The organism is Xanthomonas euroxanthea (genome assembly GCF_900476395.1).
Taxonomy (GTDB): domain Bacteria; phylum Pseudomonadota; class Gammaproteobacteria; order Xanthomonadales; family Xanthomonadaceae; genus Xanthomonas; species Xanthomonas euroxanthea.
Genome location: NZ_UIHB01000001.1, coordinates 318,081 through 338,730, shown reverse-complemented (window position 1 = coordinate 338,730; position 20,650 = coordinate 318,081). Strand labels below are relative to the sequence as shown.

24 protein-coding genes are annotated in these 20,650 nt (G+C 66.8%); 11 read left to right on the top strand and 13 right to left on the bottom strand.

The window, feature by feature from the left end; translation table 11 throughout:
• The first annotated feature begins 48 nt into the window (after window positions 1-48).
• The gene (gene dkgB / locus CPBF1521_RS01440) at window positions 49-852 is read left to right on the top strand and encodes a 2,5-didehydrogluconate reductase DkgB (protein ID WP_115675670.1); all 804 of its coding nucleotides are present in this window, start codon (window positions 49-51) and stop codon (window positions 850-852) included.
• Between the two features lie 144 nt (window positions 853-996).
• Complete coding sequence (locus CPBF1521_RS01435) at window positions 997-1,299, top strand: hypothetical protein (protein ID WP_115675669.1); 303 nt, start codon at window positions 997-999, stop codon at window positions 1,297-1,299.
• A gap of 70 nt (window positions 1,300-1,369) precedes the next feature.
• Here the strand turns inward: CPBF1521_RS01435 and CPBF1521_RS01430 are convergent, their stop codons facing one another.
• Complete coding sequence (locus CPBF1521_RS01430; protein ID WP_164739289.1) at window positions 1,370-1,780, bottom strand: hypothetical protein; 411 nt, start codon at window positions 1,778-1,780, stop codon at window positions 1,370-1,372.
• Window positions 1,781-1,940: 160 nt separating this feature from the next.
• Here CPBF1521_RS01430 and CPBF1521_RS01425 point away from each other — a divergent pair, with 160 nt between their 5' ends.
• Entirely contained in the window at window positions 1,941-2,807 is an 867-nt protein-coding gene (locus CPBF1521_RS01425) for a DUF2884 family protein (RefSeq protein ID WP_115675667.1), read from the top strand.
• A gap of 256 nt (window positions 2,808-3,063) precedes the next feature.
• Here the strand turns inward: CPBF1521_RS01425 and CPBF1521_RS01420 are convergent, their stop codons facing one another.
• The 6 genes from CPBF1521_RS01420 to CPBF1521_RS01395 form a co-directional block, all read right to left on the bottom strand.
• A complete protein-coding gene (locus tag CPBF1521_RS01420; protein ID WP_115675666.1) occupies window positions 3,064-3,765 on the bottom strand; it encodes an alpha/beta fold hydrolase in 702 nt (233 codons plus the stop codon).
• Between the two features lie 274 nt (window positions 3,766-4,039).
• Window positions 4,040-4,468 carry an organic hydroperoxide resistance protein gene (locus CPBF1521_RS01415; protein ID WP_104583929.1) on the bottom strand — a complete coding sequence of 143 codons (429 nt, stop codon included), beginning with the start codon at window positions 4,466-4,468 and terminating at the stop codon, window positions 4,040-4,042.
• Window positions 4,469-4,572: 104 nt separating this feature from the next.
• On the bottom strand, window positions 4,573-5,034 hold the full coding sequence (locus CPBF1521_RS01410) for a MarR family winged helix-turn-helix transcriptional regulator (RefSeq protein ID WP_104583930.1): 462 nt from the start codon (window positions 5,032-5,034) through the stop codon (window positions 4,573-4,575).
• Between the two features lie 106 nt (window positions 5,035-5,140).
• Window positions 5,141-5,821: a hypothetical protein gene (locus tag CPBF1521_RS01405; RefSeq protein WP_235858377.1), complete on the bottom strand. Its 681-nt coding sequence runs from the start codon at window positions 5,819-5,821 to the stop codon at window positions 5,141-5,143.
• A gap of 2 nt (window positions 5,822-5,823) precedes the next feature.
• A complete protein-coding gene (zapE, locus tag CPBF1521_RS01400) occupies window positions 5,824-6,918 on the bottom strand; it encodes a cell division protein ZapE (RefSeq protein WP_104649585.1) in 1,095 nt (364 codons plus the stop codon).
• Window positions 6,919-6,996: 78 nt separating this feature from the next.
• Window positions 6,997-7,659, bottom strand: coding sequence for an alpha/beta hydrolase (locus tag CPBF1521_RS01395; RefSeq protein ID WP_115676469.1), 663 nt, complete (start codon window positions 7,657-7,659; stop codon window positions 6,997-6,999).
• 66 nt (window positions 7,660-7,725) lie between these two features.
• Between CPBF1521_RS01395 and CPBF1521_RS01390 the strand changes: the two genes are divergently transcribed.
• Window positions 7,726-8,601 carry an EamA family transporter gene (locus CPBF1521_RS01390; protein WP_181901064.1) on the top strand — a complete coding sequence of 292 codons (876 nt, stop codon included), beginning with the start codon at window positions 7,726-7,728 and terminating at the stop codon, window positions 8,599-8,601.
• A 67-nt stretch (window positions 8,602-8,668) separates the two neighbouring features.
• On the top strand, window positions 8,669-9,931 hold the full coding sequence (xopR, locus tag CPBF1521_RS21740) for a type III secretion system effector protein XopR (RefSeq protein WP_328589246.1): 1,263 nt from the start codon (window positions 8,669-8,671) through the stop codon (window positions 9,929-9,931).
• Window positions 9,932-10,102: 171 nt separating this feature from the next.
• On the opposite strand, the gene CPBF1521_RS01380 is transcribed toward xopR, so the two are convergent.
• A complete protein-coding gene (locus CPBF1521_RS01380) occupies window positions 10,103-11,428 on the bottom strand; it encodes a GTP-binding protein (RefSeq protein WP_115675663.1) in 1,326 nt (441 codons plus the stop codon).
• Window positions 11,429-11,489: 61 nt separating this feature from the next.
• Between CPBF1521_RS01380 and CPBF1521_RS01375 the strand changes: the two genes are divergently transcribed.
• Complete coding sequence (locus CPBF1521_RS01375) at window positions 11,490-11,876, top strand: MerC family mercury resistance protein (RefSeq protein ID WP_115675662.1); 387 nt, start codon at window positions 11,490-11,492, stop codon at window positions 11,874-11,876.
• 23 nt (window positions 11,877-11,899) lie between these two features.
• Here CPBF1521_RS01375 and CPBF1521_RS01370 read toward each other — a convergent pair whose 3' ends face one another.
• Window positions 11,900-13,618 (bottom strand): ExeM/NucH family extracellular endonuclease, encoded by a 1,719-nt coding sequence (locus tag CPBF1521_RS01370; RefSeq protein ID WP_115675661.1) that lies wholly within the window; start codon window positions 13,616-13,618, stop codon window positions 11,900-11,902.
• A gap of 386 nt (window positions 13,619-14,004) precedes the next feature.
• On the bottom strand, window positions 14,005-14,523 hold the full coding sequence (locus CPBF1521_RS01365) for a c-type cytochrome (protein ID WP_016902056.1): 519 nt from the start codon (window positions 14,521-14,523) through the stop codon (window positions 14,005-14,007).
• Window positions 14,524-14,804: 281 nt separating this feature from the next.
• Here CPBF1521_RS01365 and CPBF1521_RS01360 point away from each other — a divergent pair, with 281 nt between their 5' ends.
• Genes CPBF1521_RS01360 through CPBF1521_RS01345 form a run of 4 tightly spaced genes read left to right on the top strand, consistent with a single transcriptional unit; the run spans window position 14,805 to window position 17,731 of the window.
• Window positions 14,805-15,449 carry a DUF4198 domain-containing protein gene (locus CPBF1521_RS01360; protein WP_115675660.1) on the top strand — a complete coding sequence of 215 codons (645 nt, stop codon included), beginning with the start codon at window positions 14,805-14,807 and terminating at the stop codon, window positions 15,447-15,449.
• Between the two features lie 25 nt (window positions 15,450-15,474).
• Window positions 15,475-15,786, top strand: coding sequence for a DUF3649 domain-containing protein (locus CPBF1521_RS01355; protein WP_104649592.1), 312 nt, complete (start codon window positions 15,475-15,477; stop codon window positions 15,784-15,786).
• Complete coding sequence (locus CPBF1521_RS01350; RefSeq protein ID WP_115675659.1) at window positions 15,783-17,399, top strand: PepSY-associated TM helix domain-containing protein; 1,617 nt, start codon at window positions 15,783-15,785, stop codon at window positions 17,397-17,399. Before CPBF1521_RS01355 ends, CPBF1521_RS01350 begins: the two co-directional genes overlap by 4 nt.
• Window positions 17,396-17,731 carry a DUF3325 domain-containing protein gene (locus CPBF1521_RS01345; protein WP_115675658.1) on the top strand — a complete coding sequence of 112 codons (336 nt, stop codon included), beginning with the start codon at window positions 17,396-17,398 and terminating at the stop codon, window positions 17,729-17,731. The genes CPBF1521_RS01350 and CPBF1521_RS01345 overlap by 4 nt, the downstream gene beginning before the upstream one ends.
• 13 nt (window positions 17,732-17,744) lie before the next feature.
• Here CPBF1521_RS01345 and CPBF1521_RS01340 read toward each other — a convergent pair whose 3' ends face one another.
• The 3 genes from CPBF1521_RS01340 to CPBF1521_RS01330 all read right to left on the bottom strand — a co-directional run bounded on the left by CPBF1521_RS01340 (window position 17,745) and on the right by CPBF1521_RS01330 (window position 19,350).
• Window positions 17,745-18,272: an RES family NAD+ phosphorylase gene (locus CPBF1521_RS01340; RefSeq protein ID WP_115675657.1), complete on the bottom strand. Its 528-nt coding sequence runs from the start codon at window positions 18,270-18,272 to the stop codon at window positions 17,745-17,747.
• Window positions 18,269-18,643: a hypothetical protein gene (locus tag CPBF1521_RS01335; RefSeq protein WP_010370465.1), complete on the bottom strand. Its 375-nt coding sequence runs from the start codon at window positions 18,641-18,643 to the stop codon at window positions 18,269-18,271. Before CPBF1521_RS01335 ends, CPBF1521_RS01340 begins: the two co-directional genes overlap by 4 nt.
• Before the next feature lie 86 nt (window positions 18,644-18,729).
• On the bottom strand, window positions 18,730-19,350 hold the full coding sequence (locus tag CPBF1521_RS01330) for a TetR/AcrR family transcriptional regulator (RefSeq protein WP_104649595.1): 621 nt from the start codon (window positions 19,348-19,350) through the stop codon (window positions 18,730-18,732).
• Between the two features lie 128 nt (window positions 19,351-19,478).
• On the opposite strand from CPBF1521_RS01330, the gene CPBF1521_RS01325 reads away from it, so the two are divergent.
• A complete protein-coding gene (locus CPBF1521_RS01325) occupies window positions 19,479-20,642 on the top strand; it encodes an isovaleryl-CoA dehydrogenase (protein ID WP_115675656.1) in 1,164 nt (387 codons plus the stop codon).
• Window positions 20,643-20,650 lie beyond the last annotated feature (8 nt).

Here is a 20,650-nt window from a genome sequence, read left to right as displayed (position 1 = left end):
CGTTCCCCGCTTTTACGATTCCCCATTCCCGATTACCAAAGGAACACAATGACAGTCCCCGCATTCGGCCTCGGCACCTTTCGCCTCAAGGACCAGGTCGTCATCGACTCGGTGCGCAACGCACTGGCGTTGGGCTACCGCGCCATCGATACCGCGCAGATCTACGACAACGAAGAGCAGCTTGGCCAGGCCATCGCCGCCTCCGGGCTGCCGCGCGACCAGCTGTACCTGACCACCAAGATCTGGGTCGACAAGTTCGAACGCAGCGCCTTGCTGCCCAGCCTGCAGGACAGCCTGCGCAAACTGGGCACCGACCATGTCGATCTGACCCTGATCCACTGGCCTTCGCCGAAGGATCAGGTGCCGATGCGCGAGTATCTGGAAGCCTTGAACGAGGCTCGGCAGCAGGGCCTGACCCGTGCGATCGGTGTGTCTAACTTCACCATCGCGCTGATCAGGCAGGCCATCGAGATCCTGGGCGCCGATGCCATCGCCACCAATCAGATCGAAGTGCATCCCTACCTGCAGAACCGCACCCTGATCGCGTTCTTGCGCGAGCAGGGCATCCATGTCACCTCGTACATGACGCTGGCCGTGGGCGAGGTGCTGAAGGATCCGGTGATCCAGGCAATCGCTGCGCGCCACGACGCCACTGCGGCGCAGGTCACGCTGGCCTGGGCCTTGCAGCAGGGGTATTCGGTGATTCCGTCCTCGACCAAGCGCGACAATCTCGAAAGCAATCTCAAGGCGCAAACGCTGCGGTTGAGCGAGCAGGACATGACCGAGATCGCCGCCCTGGACCGCGGCCAGCGCCTGGCCAATCCGAAGGCGATCGCACCCGACTGGGATTGAGGTCCCGGCTGCCACGGATCGGCGCTGTCCGGTCCGTGGCACCGCCACCGCGGCGACCGCTCGTCGTCGCGTGCTGGTTGCACACGGCAGGCGCTGCTACGGTGCCAGGCACAGGGGGGTAGCCTCGGCAACGGAGTCCTACCCATGCACAGCGCGTCCGTCTTGACCCGCCGCACCGTCAATCTCGATACAGAGATCGCCTACTGGCGCAATGTCCACGCCGAAGGCCATCTGGGTGGCTACGCCTTTGCCGATTACGCCCGGTTACTGACGCTCGGCTACGAGATCTATCTGGCCTATCCGCGCGCGACAGAAGCACAGCTGTACCGCGTGCTGCAGGACGGCTATTACCACTATCGACCGATGCTGTCGGTGCCCTGGGACCAGGCGCGCTGGATCGTGCGGCATGCCTGGCGCCATCTGGAAGAAGCCGCCGTCCGGCATTGAAGCGAGCGTCCTGACGTAACGCGACCACTGCGGCCACTGCGCAGCCCGTGCGGCCGCGCAGCGCCTCAGCTCACTGCCCCAGCGCCATCGCCTGGCGATCGATGCGGTGCTTGTCGGCCAGTGCCTGCATGCCCTGCAGCGTGGCGGCGATCAGGCTGGCATAACGCAGGCGCCACAGCGTGGCGCGGGCATTGTCGTCGTGGGTATTGCCCAGGCCATCGAGCACCTGCGGCAGACGGCGGTCGGCCAGTGCGGAGGCGGCCAGGTACGGCTTTTCCGGTGCAATCACGTCCACCGGCGCGCGCCAGTCGTTGGCAACCTGCTGGGAAATGCCGGCCAGGTGCGAGAGCTGGTGCATGCCGATCAGCGTCTCGTGCAGCATCTCGCGGCACGCCCACTGCCAGAGCGCCACCTTCTCCGATGGGTCCTTGGCAATCTCGGTGAGTGCCAGATCAACCTTGTCGATGCGTGAGTCGCGCATTGCTGAGCTCCGATGCTGCTGTGCAACATAATTCACACCATACACCGTGAGTATCAAGTGAGCCAAACGTTTGAAAGATGTGGGCGCGCCGATGCTCGACCCCGCTCACGCGGTGCGCCATCGGCCCTGGCCGCCGCCGCGGCACCCTGACTTCCTGCCCATGGCAAGGCGCGCAGCCGCACGCCATGCTGCCGCATCCCCGCTCCCAGGCATCGTCATGCGCTTGCCCACCGTCCTGGCCCCGCTCCTGCTGCTGGCGGCCTGTAGCGCACAGGCCACAGCCGCCAAGCCGCAGGTGTCCGCCGAGCAGTGCGATATCAGGACCTCCTACGACGTGCTGGCCGACAGCGGCGGCATCTGGCTGCGTCGCAAGCAAGGCATACCGCGCGAGATTTTCTTCCACGGTGGCGAGCTCAACATCGATCGCCAACCCCAACCCGTCAGCGCTGCCGATGCGCAACGCCTGCGCGACCTCGAGCAAGGTGCCCGCGCACTGATGCCGGCGGTAACCGCCATTGCCCGCTCGGTGGTCGACATCAGCTTCGACGCACTGGCCGGGGTAGTGCAGATGCTCACCGACAGTACGCGCCAGGAGCGCAAGGTCGAGCGCCTGCGCGGCACCGCGCTTGCGCAGGTCGATGCCACGCTGGGGCGTGGGCGCTGGGAACAGGCACTGTTCGACGAACGGTTCGAAGCCAGTGTCGAACGCGCTGCCGACGACCTGGCCGGCAGCCTGACCCGCAGCGTCATGTGGACGGTGATGACCGGACGCACTGCGCAGCTGGAGCAGCGCGGCGAACAACTGGACGCACGCATGGAGCAGCAGATGCAGGCACGCAGTCAGGCGCTGGAAGCGCAGGCACGGACGCTGTGCACGCAGGCGCAGGCACTGTATGGGCTGCAGCAGGCGCTGGAATATCGCTTCCAGGGCGAGCGGCTGCAGATGCTAGAACTCGACACGCACCGGCAGAACGACCAATCCGATGTACCGGCGTCCAACAGCGTCGTGGTGACGGCGGCGCACTGACAGCGGCGATGCAGTGCAGGCGGCATGGGCGTACCTGCAAATCGGTTCTTGCAGCACACTGGCTCGTATCGGCTGTCCGGTTGCGGTGAGTGCGCACGACATGGTGCATGCATGCATCACGTGTCAGCCAACGGCGCGTTGATGGTCTTGCCAGAACTGCTGGTCTGAAGCTGGCTCAGTCCGCGCTGGTTGATACCCTCTGCCGCAGGGCGGACGCACGGCCACAGGCGTGGTTGCGTCAGCTCGGCTACCGCAGTCAGGTGAGCAACCAGTGGCGCAGCGCATCCGATACCGCCTGCGGCTGCTCCAGTGGCGACAGATGCCCGCAGGCAGGCACCGTTACCAGCCGCGCGTGTGCTGCCAGTGAGGCCATTTCCTCGTGCAATGCAGGCGGAGTGATCGCATCGTCCTGACCGCACAGCACCAGCAGCGGGCCGGCATAGGCGCGCAGCAGTGCGCGGCCGTCCTCCCGCTCCAGCCGGTTCTGCCGCAGGAATACCTCCACGCCCAGACGCTGGGTCATGCCACGCACCCGTTCCAGCAAGGCCTCGTCGTGCCAGCGCGAGGGGTGCACATAGTGCCGCAGCAGCCGTTCGCCGAATCCGTGGAAGGCACTGGCGCCACGCACGCTCGCTTCCTGCGCGCGCCGTTGTGCCGCGCGCTCGGGCGAATCGGCACGTGCAGAGGTATCCAGCAACGCCAGCCGCTCGACGCGCTCAGGGGCGATACGCAGGATGTCCTGCGCGACATAGCCACCCAGCGAAAACCCCGCCAATGCAAAGCGCGGCGGCATCTGCGCCAGCAGCTGCGTTGCCAGCGCGCGCATGCTCTCGCCCTGGGTGAGGTCGCCGACCACGCAGTCGGCAACGTCGGCCAGTGCCACGCGCTGGGCGTGCCACAACTGCGCATCGTTGAGCAGACCGGGAAGCAGTAACAAGGTGGAACGCGTTGCGCTCATGCGCAGCAGCGTCCGATCGAGGGCGCAGAAACAGGCACTGTCATCGCAACAGTGTGCCGCGCAGCGATGCCCATCGCCAGCCTGCAAACGTCCCCGGACGCGCGTCGCATCGCCTGCTATGGCGTCTCGTCCCGCGGGCGTGCCAGGTTGCGCTGTCGCCGGTCGCCGGTGGTTCTGCGCAGCTGCGCTGCGCTGCTGCAACAAAACGGCCCGACGCATGCGCCGGGCCGTTTCTGGCGCCACCCCATGGCGCGGGTGGCGATGCTGGCGTGGATCAGGCCAGGGTCAGGGTGACGTCGATGTTGCCGCGGGTCGCGTTGGAGTACGGGCAGACCTGGTGGGCCTTGTCGACCAGCGCCTGCAGTTCGGCCTGATCCATGCCCGGCACTGCGATGCGCAGTTCCACGGCAATGCCGAAGCCGCCCGGAATCTGGCCGATGCCGACGCTGCTGTCGATGCTCACTTCGCCCGGCAGCTTGAGCTTGTCCTGGGCCGCGACAGCCTTCATCGCGCCGATGAAGCAGGCAGCGTAGCCGGCAGCGAACAGCTGCTCCGGGTTGGTGCCATCGCCGCCGGCACCGCCCAGCTCGCGCGGGGTGGACAGCTTGGCGTCCAGGGCCTTGTCGGAAGACACGGCGCGGCCTTCGCGGCCACCGGTGGCAGTGGCGTGGGCGGTGTAGAGGACTTTTTCAAGTACAGCCATGGTGGTTCTCCAGGTGAGCGCTGTCAGCGCGTGATGTGAATGAATAGTTGGCGATTGAATCGTGTGCGACATGTTGCATGGTACGTAGGCACTGCTGGCTCGCCTTACCCCGCGCCGAGGTTGGAGCGTAATGTCTCCAGCTGCTGCTTGAGGTGACGCAATTCCTCCAGGGAACACGCCGAGGCACAGAAGACCTGCTCGGGTACTGCGCCGGCCTTGGCGCGCAGCGCGCGGCCGCTATCGGTCAGCGCGATGATCACCTGACGCTCGTCGCTGGCAGCGCGCGTGCGGGTGACCAGTCCGGCGGCCTGCAGCCGCTTGAGCAGCGGGGTCAGCGTGGCCGAGTCCAGGAACAGGCGCTCGCCGATCTCCGACACGCTGCGGCCGTCGGTTTCCCACAGCACCAGCAGCACCAGATATTGCGGATAGGTCAGGTCCAGCGTCTTGAGCAGCCCACGGTAGAGCTTGTGCATCGCCAGGTTGGCCGAATACAGCGCAAAGCACAGCTGGTTGTCGAGCTGTAGCAGCGCGTCGGTCCGGGCGGTGGGGGCTGTGGCGGTGTCCATGGCTGCAATCTACATCGCACGCTATTTAATAGCAAGCGATTTCCGGTGTTTCGTTCCTGCGGGCAAGCGGCTGCGCCACCGCCACGCCACCGCCCTGAGCCACGGCTCAGGTGAACTGGATGAAGAAATGCCCCGCCGCCGCGCCGTCGCCCAGCTTCCTGGCACGCTGGTCTGCAAACAGATAACCGGTGCCATCACCGAACAGGCCGGCGTAGCCGGGATCGACGCGGCGTAATTGCGACTCTACAAACTGGGCAAGGAAGTAGTAGCGCGGGCTCGTATGGATGGGATCGTGCACCCAGCACGGTCGCCCAAGTTGCTTGCTCATGCCTGCGCCGTTGTCGTCATCTTCCAGTTCTTCGGCCATGTCGTCGTCATTGAATGGCTGCAGACCGATCCAATGACGCCCGAGCAACAATGCACCGTCACCGACGCACACTTCCTGCGCGGCACGTCGATGCAGCAGCACCTTGCTGTGGCCCAGTGCGAGCTTGTCGCATTCACCTTGCTGATTGACGGTGAGCCTGCGGAGCGACGATCGGCTGTAACCGCCGCCAGATCGTTCGATCGAGGCGAAGACGGTCAGCGCCATCTCCTCGGGCAGATACGGCGTGGGCAGGAACGACCCGGTAAGCATGACGATGGGCAGCATCGGCTGTCCGGTCGCTGGATCCGTTGGCCATTGCGCGGCATCGTGCAACCAGGCACCGCCGCCGAACTGGCCCAGGCCGCGGTCTTCGTCGGCAACGACGATCTTGTGGAGTCCGGGGCCGGGGCGCGCCTGCATGTCTATGCGCGATGCGCGGTGGCCAGATAGTCGGCGCTCTGCATCTCGATCAGGCGCGAGGCGGTGCGCTCGAATGCGCCGGCCAGGCGCTGGCCGCTGTATAACGCGGGCGGGGCGTCCTGCGCGGTGCAGACCAGGTTGACATGGCGGTCGTACAACTCGTCGATCAGATTGACGAAGCGGCGCGCGGCGTCCTCGTTCATGCGGTCGAAGTGCGGGATGCCGCCCAGCAACACGGTGGTGAACTCACGCGCGATCTCGATATAGTCGCCCGGGCCGCGCGGGCCCTCGCACAGCGCGGCAAAATCGAACCAGGCGATGCTCTTGCCGCGCGCACGCACGGCAATCTTGCGTGCCTCGATTTCGATGTTGCCGCTGCGCGCCTCGGAATTTCCGCTCAGTTCGCCCCAGCGCTGCAGCAGCCACGCGTCGGCCTGCGCATCCAGCGGCGCGCGATACACCGGCGAGCGCGTCAGCGCGCGCATGCGGTAATCTTCGGTGCCTTCGGCATAGAGTTCCACGCAGAACTTCTGCAGCAGGCCGATCGCCGGCATGAAGCTGTCGCGTTGCAGGCCGTTGGCGTAGAGGTTTTCCGGCGCGGTGTTGGAGGTGGTCACCAGGGTCACGCCTTCGGCGAACAGGCGTTCCAGCAGGCGCGCCAGCAGCATTGCATCGCCGATGTCGGTGACGAAGAATTCGTCCAGCACCAGCACGCGCAGATTCTCCCGCCACTGCTGCGCGATCTTGGCCAGCGGATCGCTCTGCCCGGCGTGCTCGCGCAATTGCTCGTGCACCCCGCGCATGAAGCGATGGAAATGCGTGCGGTATTTCTGCTTGATCGGCAGGCCGTCGTAGAACAGGTCGACCAGAAAGGTCTTGCCGCGCCCCACCCCACCCCAGAAATACAGGCCGCGCACCGGCTCGGGCTTCTTCCAGAACGCCGACAGCCGGTCCAGCCAGCCGTCCTGCGCGCTGTCCACCAGTGCCTCGTGGATGCGGTCCAGTTCCGCCAGGGCCGCCTGCTGCGCGGGGTCGGCGCGCCAGTCGCCGCGTTGTACGCCGGCGGCGTAGCGCTGCGACGGGGTCATCTCACTCATCGTGTTCTCCGCGGGCCGGCTGCTGCCTTGCCCGCTCAACGGCGCATCGCCGGGCGATACGCATGGGCCCTGCCGCAGTCAGACGGCGGCCGGCAACCAGCGCCGGACACCATGCTGGATCGCACCGCGCAGGTCGATCAACTTGCGGTGGAAAAAATGGCTGGTGTCGGGCATGCGGACCAGTTCGGGCCGCTGCTCCAGGGTTTCCAACCAGTCGTACACCGCCTGCGGGTCGACGATTTCGTCGGCATCGCCCTGGATCACCAGCCAGTGCGCCGGCGGCTGCACGTCGCTGAAATCCCAGCGCCCGGCCGGCGGCGCGATCGAGATCAGCACCTGCGGCTCGAGCGAGCCGGCAGCACGCAACGACACATAGGCACCGAAGCTGAAACCGGCCAGCCACAGCGTGTCGCCCGGGCGCTGGCTGCGCACCCACGCGGCGACCGCGCGCAGGTCGTCCTGCTCGCCATCGCCATGATCGAACGCACCGGCCGAATTGCCGACACTGCGGAAATTGAAGCGCACCACGGTGATCCCCAGCTCGCGCAGCGCGCGCGCCGCCATGGTGACGACCTTGTTGTGCATGCTGCCGCCCTCGGTGGAGAGCGGGTGGCAGACGATGGCGGTGACCGGTTGCACGGCGGCATCCGGCTCGGGCAGATCGACCGCGACATCCAGCGGGCCGACCGGCCCATCCAGCGTCAACGCAGCCGATTCGGTGGGGAATAAGGGATTGGACATACCGTCATAATAGCCGCCCCGCCGGCCGCGTTCATCGCCCTGCCTGCACACTTCGTTGCGTTGCCCATGCATTTTCTGTTGTTTGCCGTCGTTTGCAGTGTCCTGGTGTCGGTGGTCCTCAAGCTGCTGCCGCGCTATCGCCTGGACGCTGCGCAGGCGATCACCTGGAACTACGCCACTGCCGCGCTGCTGGCGTGGCTGACCCTGCATCCGGCACTGGACACGCTGCGCGCGCCGACCACGCCCTGGCTGGCACTGTTCGCATTGGCGGTGGCGCTGCCTGCGATCTTCATGCTGCTGGCACGTGCGGTCGCCACCGCCGGCATCGTACGCACCGACATTGCACAACGGCTCTCGCTCCTGCTCTCGCTGGCGGCGGCCTTCACGCTCTTCGGTGAACCGGTCAATGCCTGGAAGCTGGCCGGACTGGGGCTGGGCCTGCTGGCCATCGTCTGCATCCTGCAACGGCCACGTCACCACACCGCTGCGGATGCAACGCCGACCTCCGTCGGCTGGCCATGGCTGGCAGGCGTGTGGATGGGCTTTGCCCTAATCGACCTGCTGCTCAAGCACATTGCACAGGCCGGCACGCCGTCGTTGACGTCATTGACGCTGTGCTTTGCCCTGGCATGGGTACTGATGCTTGGCTTGCAAGGCATCCGCCGGGGCGGTGTCGCAGGTCTGAGCTTGCGCAACCTGCTCGCCGGCGTACTCCTCGGCGCGCTCAACTTCGGCAACATCCTGTGTTACGTGCGCGCCCATCAGCTGCTGCCGCATAGCCCGGCCACCGTCTTCGCCAGCATGAACCTGGGCGTGGTCGTCCTGGGAGCGCTCGTCGGCAAACTGGGGTTTGGCGAGCACATCGGCCGCCGTGGATGGGTGGGGCTGTTGCTGGCGGCACCGGCAATTGCGGCGATCGCCTGGGGGATGCGGTTGGGCTGACGAAGGCATTCGGCCGGCGCGACTCCGGTTCGCAACTCGCCTCGAGGGCGCGGCAGCGCTGGCTATCATGCGTGCAGATGACCCACGGGAGTGTGTGATGCGCCTGAGTCACTTATTCGGCAACCGTCCTCGTGTCGCGCCGGACCCGCACAGCGCCAACTCGACCGAAACGACGCCGTTGATTGCAGGCGCCTCACCCCAGCACCCGCTGTCTCGAGCCCCCAAGTCCGCCGCAGCACAGGGCGCACCGAACTCGCATCGCGGCATGCTCGCCTCCGCGCGTAGATCGCTGGCATCGTTGCGCAAGCAGCTGCCGTTGACGTGCATGGGCTCCCCGACGCTTGAATCAGTGGAGAGCCCACCTGCACGCACGCCACCGGTGACGCCCGATCGCACGCAGCAGATGCACGGGAAGCAAACCCGCGTCGATGAGCGTCGGCAGCCACCCATGCCCCATAGAACGGATCATCAGCGGGTGCAGTGGCCGCGACCGCAGCAGGCGCCGCCCACCAGGCCGTCCGTTTCGATTCCGTCTAAGCCATCGCGTGCGCAGCAGCTGCACGGGCAGCAACGTCCCATCGATCCGAGAATGCAGGCGCCTGTCCCCGAAAGAATGCGCCGTGACGAGGGGCCACTGCCGCAGCACGGCATGCCGGTGCCGGATTCGGTGCCGATCACGCCCAAGCCCTCGCGATCGTCGGTGTCCTCTCCACGCCCCCAGCCCGGAAGGCCCCCCTCCTTGCGCAGCCTGGATCGGGAATTGGCCGAGATAACCAAGCGGTGCAGCGACATTCAAAAACAGCTGTTCATCGAGGACCGCGAGGCCACTCCGGAGGAGCAACAACTGCTCGAGACGCGTGCGGTCCTGATCGCCCGGCGCAATGAGGTCCGCGACAGTCAGCTCGATGCACTCTTGGTCGCGCTTGCACCGATGGAAGACATCCGTGCACCACGGACCACGGCCAGCGGCCTGGCCATGGTCCAGATGGACGTCATGCAGCACAATCGCCGCGAAGTCCTCAAGGCACGGCGCAAATCCGTCGACAGAACTGCCCTGGCCAAAAATTACGCGCGCGCGGAACGACGCCTGGAGTCCCTGAAGAAAGGCGACGCACCCGACGACCAGATACGGCGCCTGCAACGCATGATGCAGGGCTACCGAAACATGCTCGCGTTGGAACAGATCGTCAAAAACACCGACGACCAGTTGGAAAGGCTGGGAGCGCCACGCCTGATGGCCGGCATCCCCACCACCGCCGAAGAGCGCCGGCAGTCCGTCAGGAAAGAAAGGGATGCCCATCAGGAGGCCATCGACAACGGCTACTCCTGAGGGTCCGGACAGCGCTGCTTGCACGTGCGCGCTGCCCGGCTGCCGCCTGTGAGGCATGCGACGCGTCGCCACGTAGCGGCGCATCTGCACGCCACACCGGAGATGCAAGCCCGCAGCCGTTCGCATCCAGACAACGAACGACGGATGTCGACAGCGTAATCCAGCCCGCCATCAACGCTCCCAGTGCGGAAACGGATCGTCCAGCAGCTGCCACTGCGCCGGGCCCTGGCGCAGTTCGTAGTCGCTGAGCAGGCAGGCATCCAGCGCAGCGCGCGTGCGTGGCGCATCCATGTCCACGCCGATCACCGCCAGCTCCTGGCGGCGGTCGCCCCACAACGGGTGCCACAACCGCTGCATCGCGGCGTATTCGCCGGCATCGCCTACTTCGTGCAGGCGCGGCAATGGCGCGGTCCAGCATTGCGTCTGCTGACGCTGCCAGCCGATATCGGTATACGGCAGTGGCGTGATGCTGGTCTGCAGCGGCTCGCCGATGGCGTGCGCATCCACCCGGTGGCGTGCGGCAAACCAGAAGCCGGCTGCATTGGTCTGGGTCGCGCCGCCGACGCTGGACAATTCGCCGACCCAATCCATGCGGCTGGCCAGCCAGAAAAAGCCCTTGCTGCGAATCACCTGCGGCAGCCCGCGCTGCACCATGCGCGCAAAGCGCTGCGGATGGAACGGCCGGCGTGCGCGATAGACGAAACTGCTGATGCCGTATTCCTCGGTCTCCGGCGTGTGCTGGCCGCGCAGCTCATGCATCCAGCCCGGTGCCAGCTGCGCACGGGTGAAATCGAAGCGGCCGGTATCGAGCAACTGTTCCAGCGGTACCTGACCCTGCACGGCGTCCACGATCGCCGCCTCGCGATTGAGTGCACGCAACACCGCGCGCAGGCGTTGCAACTGCCGTGCGTCGATCTGGTCGCACTTGCTGATCACCAGCACGTCGGCGAACTCCACCTGTTCGCCCAGCAACTGCACCAGCCCGCGGGTATCGTCCGGGCCGGCCTGCTGGCCGAGCTCGGCCAGCGTGGCGGCCGAGCCGAAATCCTGCAGGAAGCGGCTGCCGTCCACCACCGTCACCATGGTGTCGAGCCGGGCGATGTCGGCCAGGCTGAAGCCCTCGGCATCACGCACCGCAAAGGTGGCCGCCACCGGCATCGGTTCGGCAATGCCGGTCGATTCGATCAGCAGATAGTCGTAACGCTTCTGCTCGGCCAGCCGCCGCACTTCCTGCAGCAGATCATCGCGCAACGTGCAGCAGATGCAGCCATTGCTGAATTCCACCAGCGTCTCTTCGGTGCGTCGCAAGGCCGCACCGCCATCACGCACCAGTTGCGCGTCGATGTTGATCTCGCTCATGTCGTTGACGATCACCGCCACGCGCAGGCCGGCGCGGTTGTGGAGGAGGCGATTGAGCAAGGTGGTCTTGCCTGCGCCGAGAAAGCCTGACAGCACGGTGACGGGGAGGCGTGGATCGCGCTTGGGGGACAGGGACATCCTGAGAGCCTGGCTGGAGTGAAGTGTTACTATATAACACTTGCTCGACAGGACCCGCTCCATGCGCGTTACCGCTTCTGTGCTGGACAACTCGGCCATCGCTCTTTCCAGTCTGTGCCTGCTGCACTGCCTGGCCTTGCCACTGCTGGCCGCCGCGCTTCCGCTGCTGGGTGCGTGGAGCCGGGCCGAATGGGTGCATGTGGTGTTCGCCGCGGCAGCCGTGCCGCTGAGCGGCTATGCGCTATGGAGCAGCCATCGCCGGCATGCACTGCCCGCGCCGGTGTGGGCACTGGCGGTCTTCGGGCTGGCCGGTCTGGTCCTGGGCGCAAGCGGCGTGGCCGGCGCGGCGCTGGAAACCCCGGTCACGGTGACCGGCAGTCTGCTGCTGGCCAGCACGCACCTGGTCAATCTGCGGCTACGTCGCCGGCATGGAAAGTGCGCGCGCTAGGAGCACGGCCACCACCGGCGCTGCTACAGCGAAAAGCCCAGCAACACCGGGTCGTGGTCGGAACTGCGCCACGGGCCGGGCAGGTTGCGCTTGGCGTAGCCGGCGTCGTCGCTGGCATCGGCGTTGATATGCCATTCCACCGCGCCGCGCAGCTGCTTGGCCATCGCCGGGCTCAACAACGCATGATCCAGCCGTCCGCTCATGCCGTCGTAGACATAGCTGTAGGGCTGCTTCACGCCGGCCACCGCGAAGGCGTCCTGCCAGCCGCTGGCGCGCAGGCTGCGCATCGGGGTTTCCATGGCGTAGGCGTTGAAGTCACCCAGCAGCACGGCGAGTTTGGTCTGCGCGCCGGTGGGGTCGGTCTGCAGCCACTGGTGCAGGCGCTTGGCCGACTCGGTACGGGTGGCGTTCCAGCAGGCCTGGCCATCGCGCTGGTCGGCATCGGCGCCGCTGGCGCTACCGCAGCCCTTGGACTTGAAGTGGTTGGCGACCACCACGAAGGTTGCCCCGCGGGTGCTGCGGAAGGCTTGCGCCAGCGGCACCCGGCTATGGCTGTCGAACGGGCCGCCGGTCAGCGTGGCCGGCTTGCCGACCGGGGTGACCTGGGAACTGCGATACACGATGCCGACCCGGATGTCGTCATCGCCCGGGCCGCTGCCGGTGTCCACGAACTGCCAGTCCTTGTCGGTGCCGGCCGCGTTGAGCGCGGCGACCAGTTGCGCCACCGCCGCATCGGCGCCATTGCCGTCGTTTTCCAGCTCCATCAACGCGGCCACATCGGCGCGCAAGGGCACGATGGTGGACACCAGCTTGGTCAGCTGGGCCTGGAACTGCTCATGCGTGCGCGCACCGCGCTTGGTCGGGAAGCCGCCGCCGCGGCCATTGCCGTTGAAGAAGTTCTCCAGATTGAACGAGGCGATCCGTAGATCGCCACCCACCTGCGGCGCCACAGCAGCCGGCATGGCAGGCAGCGTCAACGGGGTCAGCACCTGGATGCGGTAGTTGCCGTCATAGCGCTGGTCGACGATGCCATCGACCGACTTGAGCAGGCTGCCGGTGCGCAGCGCCGGATCGGCCGGCAGATAGGCCACCGTCTTGGGGCTGCGGCCATTGCGTGCATCGTCCAGCACCACCCGGCGACGGGCGTTGTCGGCCTCCACCTGCGCAAAGGCCGGGGTGCCGGCGGCGGCCACTTCGCTGGGCTGCCACAGGCGCCCGCCGAAGGCGGCGACCAGCTCGCCGTCGGCGTCCAGGCGATCGCTGCCGTTGAGCGTCAGCGCGGCGATGCGCACGTGCTCGCCTTCCAGCGCTTCCCAGCTGGCCGGCGGCCCGCTGAGCATGCGCACCGGTACCGGCTGGCCGCTGGCGAGCCGCTCGATGCTGCTGGCATCCAGCGTGGTCAGACTCGCCTCGCCACCTGCCGACACCTCGCGCACCGTACCGACGATGCGCACGCGGTCGCCCACCGCCACCTCGGCATTGCCGGCACCGGTGACGAACAGGCCATGCGAGCGCCGCGGCTCGAAGCCGGGCTGCTGCACGAACAGCCCGCCCAGGCCAACGCGCGTATCGGCGGTGACGATGCCCTCCACGTCGACCACACGGCCGTCGTGGGGGCTACGGGTGTCTTCGCCCTGGACGTCGGCGATGGACAGACGTTGCGGCGCGCCCTCGGCGGCACTGCCCAGCAGTGGCGCCAACAGACCGATCACACCGAGCACAACCAGCGAGCAACGCGACATCGACACACTCCGGAAAGACCTGGACCACCTGCAGGCGCCGCCTTGAAGGCGGCGCGTGAGAACCGTGACAGGCTAGCAAAACGTTGCAAGTGGCGACCAGCTGCTGCGTGGATGACGTGGCCGGTGCACAGCTGCCGGCAATTGCGGCATTCCCCTAAAGCAACGGCGCTGAGGCGGTCGCGCAAGGCTGGCGTGGTCGTGCGAGCACGTCGCGCAGCGAGCGCAAACGCGCGCGCAATGCCTGCCGCCTATAAAAAAAGCGTGCTCCCGTACGCGCAGGCCTCGCGGTTGCCAGTCGACGCACCCGCGCACGGCATGCGGCCACCTGGCCACACACCGACTGCCTGTGTCAGCCACGTGTTCCAGGCGCTTGCTGCTTTAGAGGCTTACTTCAAATTGCTCAGCATCCAGTCGACCGTGGCCCGCACCTGCTCTTCGGTCAGTGCCGGGTTGCCACCCTTGGGCGGCATGATGCCGCCGTCCGGGCCGGTGTAACCCTCGATCGCGTGCTTGTACAAGGTGTCCTTGCCCTGGGCGATGCGCGCGTCCCAATGCGCGTGGTCCAGCGTCGGCGCCTTGCCCACGCCGGTGGTGTGGCAGGCGGTGCACAGGTTGTCGAAGATGGTCTTGCCGTCGGTGCTGCCGCCGTAGGCAGACTGCGAGGCGGCCTTGGCCAGCGCTGCGGCCTGGGCTGCGGCCTGTGCGGACGCACCGGTGGTGCCGGCATAGACCGCGCCGGCCGGGGCGATGCGTTGCTGCACGCGTTTGGCCGCGGTGGGCGAGACTTCGTCGGGAATGGCGCGTTGCAAATAGGCTGCCAGGGCAATCAGGCCCAGGGTGATCACCACCAGTAGTCCGATCACCATCGAGAATTTCTTCAGGAACTCGAGGTCGTAATTCCGCACGCGCTCACCCCTGGCTGTTGGTCGAAGACCTCTGCTAGCGCCGGAGTATAGAGCACAGTTCGCGCCCGTCTGGCCACTGTGCATGACAGTTATTCCTGCGGTGTGCGCTGCGCCCTGCCGCGCTGTCGCTCTTGCCCGCGCGCCCGTCTGTAGCTGCGGATGAATTGCCGCAATGCCGCATGACACGTTGGTCTCGCCCAGGGGAATTGCGTATCATTCCCATCAATCCACGGTGACGCGGTTCTCGCCTCGCCCGGTCCCGCCTACGAGGAGTCGCCGCGATGAAGTCCTTCCTGCTGTCCTGCCTGGCCTTGGCCAGCATCAGCCTGTCTGCCCAAGCCCACGAGATCTGGATCGAGCGCGACGGCAGCGGCCCGGTGCGCATCTACTTCGGCGAACCGGCGCAGGACACCCTCGACCATGGCGAAGACGAGATCAAGCGCGTGGTCAAGCCGACCGTGTTCGGCACGGCCGGCAAGGCCGGCGCCCTGCAGCGCGGCAACGCGTTCCTCACCGCGCCGCTGTCCGGCAGCGGCGATGCGTGGCTGAGCGACGACAGCGTGTTCGAGCCGTGGAAGGGCGAAGCCGGCAGCTTCGAGACGGTGAGCTACTACGCACGCGCCGGGCGCGCCACGCCGTCGGCCAAGCTCGATTTCGAGCTGGTGCCCACCGCTGCCAACAGCAATACGCTGACCGTGCTCTATCGCAACAAGCCGCTGCCCAAGGTCGAGGTGACGGTGATCGACCCGCAGAAGTGGCAGAAGACGCTGACCTCCGATGCCAACGGCCAGGTGACCCTGCCCAAGCTGCGCGCCGGCCGGCACATCCTGGTCGCCACCAACAAGGAGCCGGTGAAGCGTGAGATCGCCGGCAAGCAGGTGGCGATGATCCACCACATCAGCACGTTGACCTTCCTGGCCGAGTAAGCCGGCCACACGCGCCGCCGATCCGATGGCTACCGCACCGTCCCTGCCGCTTCCCTGGTTCAGGCGCCCCTGGCTGGGCGTGCTTGCGCGCACGCTGGCGGCGATGTTTGGCGGCTATGCGCTCGCCAGCGCCACCAATCTGCTGCTGGCGCTGGTGTTGCCGCTGCCACGCAGCGAAGCGGTGCTGACCAGCATGCTGGTCGGCATCGTAGTGTGTGCCTGCGCGCCGCTATGGGCCTTCGCCACCGCCAGCGTGTGGCGCGCCTGGGCCGGCATCGCCGTGCCGGCGGCGCTGATGTTCGCACTGGCCGCATGGCTGCAACGGGGCGTGGCATGAAGCAGGGATTCCGCCAGTCGATGGCGTGGCTGCACACCTGGACCGGGCTGCTGGTCGGCTGGGTGTTGCTGTTGATCTTCATGGGCGGCACGGCGAGTTATTACCGCGACGAAATCAGCCGCTGGATGCGTCCGGAACTGCCCACCACCACGGTGAGCAGCGCGACCGCGCTGCGCAGTGCCGAGCAGTATCTGCAGACGCATGCCGCCGATGCGCAGAGCTGGAACATCACCTTGCCGGACGCGCGCAATCCGGTGGTCAGCATGTACTGGCAAAACCCCGCGCCAACCGATGGCAAACCGGCCAGTCGCCGCGAGATGTATGGCAACGCCATCATCGACCCGGCCACCGGCAAGGAGATCGCCGCGCGCGACACCCTGGGCGGCGAATTCTTCTACCGGCTGCATTTCGATCTGCATTATCTGCCGGTGATGTGGTCGCGCTATATCGTGGGTTTCTGCGCGATGTTCATGCTGGTGGCGATCATCAGCGGCGTGATCACGCACAAGAAGATCTTCAAGGATTTCTTCACCTTCCGCCCGGGCAAGGGCCTGCGCTCGTGGCTGGATTTCCACAACGTCAGCGCCGTGACCGCATTGCCGTACCACGCGATGATCACCTACACCGGCATCGTGACCTTGATGTTCATGTACCTGCCGTGGGGCATCAAGGCGCAGTACCCGGACAACGAAATGCGGTTCTACGAAGAATCCGCCAACCGGGTCGCCGATACGCGACAAGCGTCTGGTACCCCGGCGCACATGCTGCCGCTGGAGCAATTCGTGGCGCGTGCGCGCAGCCACTGGCGCGGTGGTGAGGTCGGCAACGTGGCGGTGTCGCTGCCCAACGATGCGCACGCAGCGGTCGGCGTCACCCAGGTGTCCGATCGTCTGTCCACCAATGCGCCATCGATCCTGTTCGATGCGGTCAGCGGCCAGCGCCTGCAGCACAGCGGGCCACCGGGTGGCGCCAGCCAGACGCGCGGGGTGATGGTGGGCCTGCATATCGCCCACTTCGCCGGGCCGTGGATGCGCGCGCTGTTCTTCGGCTCCGGCTTGCTCGGTTGCCTGATGGTAGCCAGCGGCGTGGTGATGTGGGCGGTGAAGGAACGCCCCAAACACCTGAAGGCCGGGCGCATCGGTTTCGGGCTGCGGCTGGTGGATGCGCTCAACATCGGCACGGTCGCCGGCTTGCCGATCGCCTTCGCCAGTTTCTTCTGGGCCAACCGGGTGTTGCCGGTGAGCCTGGAGGCGCGCGCGGCAATGGAGGCCAACCTGTTCTTTGCCGCATGGGCCGCTGCATTGCTGGCGGCGTTCGTGTGGCCACGGCGCGCGATGTGGAGCTGGCAGCTGTATCTGGGCGCGGCCTTGTTCGCCTTGGTGCCGGTGGTCAATGCGATCACCACCGATGTGCATCTGGGCGTGACGCTGCCGGCCGGGCAATGGATGTTGGCCGGGGTCGATCTGGTCTGCCTGTTCCTTGGCATGTCGCTGGGCGTGGCGGGCTGGCGCCTGCAGCAGTGGAAGGCACCGCAAGCCGCATCGGCGCGACGCGCGCGCGCCACTACCGCCGCGCCTGCGCAGGGCAGCGTGCCGCTGCAGGAAAGCGCATGAGCGTGTGGCTGCTGCTGGCGCTGAATTTTTCCGGATTCGCCGCGCTGTGCCTGGCGATGGACAAGCATCAGCAGGAAGTCACGGGTCGCACGCTGGGCGCGGCGCGCTCGCGGCAACTGCGCGTGCTGGGCTGGCTGCTGGTGCTGCTCACCTTCGGCCTGGCGGTACACGCACAAGGCTGGGGCGTCGGCCCGGTGCTGTGGCTGGGCACATTGACCGGCGCTGCCGCGTTGCTGTCGCTGTGGTTGCTGCCGTATCGGCGTAGATTGATCCTGCCCACGGCAGTGGCCGCGCCGCTGCTGGCGGGTGCGCTGCAGCTGTTGGTGGGGTGAAGGACGTCCGTCGCTACGCCACGATCGGCGGATCGCCCCAGCTGCGCCCATCGCGCGGCAGGCGACCGTCGTCGAGCACGCGCAACACGTGTTCGGGCTGCAGCATGTCCATGAACAGCACCACGTTGATGCCCTCCGGCAGCGCCATGCTGGGAAAGATCACGCCAGGAATCTGCGCCTCGCGCAGCAGGTCGCCGAGCACCCAGCTGACCGGTTCGATCTTGTTGACCAGCGCCTTGCGCCAGTCCTCGGTCCAGTCGGCCCAGAGCGGATCCCAGCTCGCATCGAGCAGGCGCAGATCGGCCAGCGCCGGCAGGTCGGCGGCATAACTGACCAAGGTCAATGGCGGCAGGAACAGCGCCGCTTGCGCGTATTCGGCGGCGGCGGTCTCCAGTTGCAGCGATAAATACAGGGCCGGCTGTCCAAAGCGATTGAAGCGCCCGCCCGAGCGTGCCGCACCGGCGCCGCTCAACGGTTCGGCAGCCCAGCGCGGCGTGAAGGCGCGATACAGCGTGCAGTGCGCCGGAGCGCTCAGCTTCAACCGGCGGCCCCCGCGGCAACGGTGCGCAGATAGGTCAGCGCATCATCGGTGCGGCCCTGTTTGACCACTTCCAGCAGGGTGGCGAACTCGAACGCCGGAATCGGGGTGTTCTTGAGATGGAACACCACCTGGCGTTCGTCCGGCTGGACTTGCGTCATCGCCACCAGCAGGCGCGACAGGTTGCGCAGCAGGTCCTGTACGCGCGGGCTTTCCGGATGCACGCGCAGGCTGTTGCGATGCACACCGGCCAGCTCGGCCAGTTCCTGCTGCGACAGATCCAGCAGGCCGGCCATGGCCGAGGGCGACAGGATGGTGCGATCCGGCACGCGCAGGCGTTCGGTCAGGGCCAGGGGATTGAGAACGGCGACCATTGCAGGACTCCGGCAGGGCGAGTGCACAGTATATGCACAGTTATCTGCCTCGGCACAGCCCAGCAGCACGCCCGGTCAGTGCACTGTCAGACCGCCGGCTGCCGCGCCCCCACCGCGCGCAGACAGAACCCGCAGATCGCCTCGACCAGCTGCTCGCCCTGCTGCGGATCGCTGCGGCTGGGGGCGATCGGTCCCACCAGGGCCTCGGTGAAGGCGCCGACGATGCACGCCGCCGCCGCGTCCAGCGACTGCTGCGGGAACTCGCCGGCCGCCACGCCTTCGGCGAGAAGCTGGCGGAACACCTCTCCGAACAGGCGTCGGCCACGGATGCGCTCGGCATCCACCTCGCTTTCCACCGGCTCGGCAATGAAGGCGTACGCCAACGCGGGACCGGCCAGGGCCCGCCGCACGAACGTGGCGATCGCAGTGCGCAGGCGCTCGGCAGCACTGGCCTGGGTGGTGGCGATGGCGCGCAGGATGGCCATCTCGCGCTGCACCGCCTCGTTGAGAACTTCCACGAAAAGCTCGGCTTTGGATGGGAAGTGACGATAGATCTGCCCGGTGGACACGCCGGCGGCAGCTGCGACGGCGGTTACCGGCGCGTTGCGGTAGCCGCCTTCGGCGATCAGGGCACGGGCCGCGTGCAGGATGCGTTCGCGGTTGCCGGCCAGGCGTTCTTCCATCAGGGCGGAGCGTCGATAAGCCATGGTCTGATTCTTGGTTCAATAGTTGAATTTTAGTTCACTTTTTCACTGCGGACCGCTAGGCTGCGCACAAGCGCCGTGCGGCCTGCCCGCTCCCACCCGGCACACCCCGATCCCTGCGGAGTCGCTCCATGCACGTGCCGTCCCTGAATTTTGCGCTTGGCGAAGACATCGATCTGCTGCGCGAAAGCGTGGCGGCCTTTGCCAGCCACCATATTGCCCCGCTCGCGGCCACGGCCGATCAGGACAATGTCTTTCCCGCCCAGCTGTGGCGCCTGTTCGGCGAACAAGGCCTGCTCGGGCTGACCGTGGAGGAAGAGTACGGCGGCAGCGGCATGGGCTACCTGGCGCATGTGGTGGCGATGGAGGAAATCTCGCGGGCCGGCGGGGCCATCGGCCTGTCGTACGGCGCGCATTCCAACCTGTGCCTCAACCAGCTGCGCAAGAACGCAACGCCCGAGCAGAAACAGCGCTACCTGCCCAGGCTGTGCACCGGCGAGCACGTCGGGGCACTGGCGATGAGCGAGGCCGGCGCCGGCTCGGATGTGGTGTCGATGAAGCTGCGCGCCGATGCGCGCGGCGACCGCTATGTGCTCAACGGCAGCAAGATGTGGATCACCAACGGCCCGGACGCCGATGTGCTGGTGGTGTACGCCAAGACCGACCCGGAGGCCGGCGCACGCGGCATCACCGCCTTCATCGTCGAAAAAGGGATGAAGGGATTCTCCACCGCGCAGAAACTCGACAAGCTGGGCATGCGCGGCTCCAACACCTGCGAGCTGGTGTTCAGCGATTGCGAAGTGCCGGCCGAGAACGTGCTGGGCGCGCTCAACGGTGGCGTGCGTGTGCTGATGTCGGGCCTGGATTTCGAACGTGTGGTGCTGGCCGGCGGCCCGTTGGGCCTGATGGCCGCCGCGATGGATGTGGTGCTGCCGTACGTGCACGAGCGCAAGCAGTTCGGCGCGCCGATCGGCACCTTCCAGTTGATGCAGGCGAAGCTGGCCGACATGTACGTCGGGCTCAACGCCTGCCGCGCCTATGTGTATGCAGTGGCGCGTGCCTGCGACGCGGGGCTGACCACGCGCCAGGATGCGGCCGGTGCGATTCTCTACGCGGCCGAAAAAGCCACCTGGCTCACCGGCCAGGCGATCCAGGTGCTGGGCGGCAACGGCTACATCAACGACTACCCCACCGGGCGCCTGTGGCGCGATGCCAAGCTGTACGAAATCGGTGCGGGCACCTCGGAGATCCGACGCATGCTGATCGGCCGTGAGCTGTTCGAACGCACCGCCTGACGGAGCCA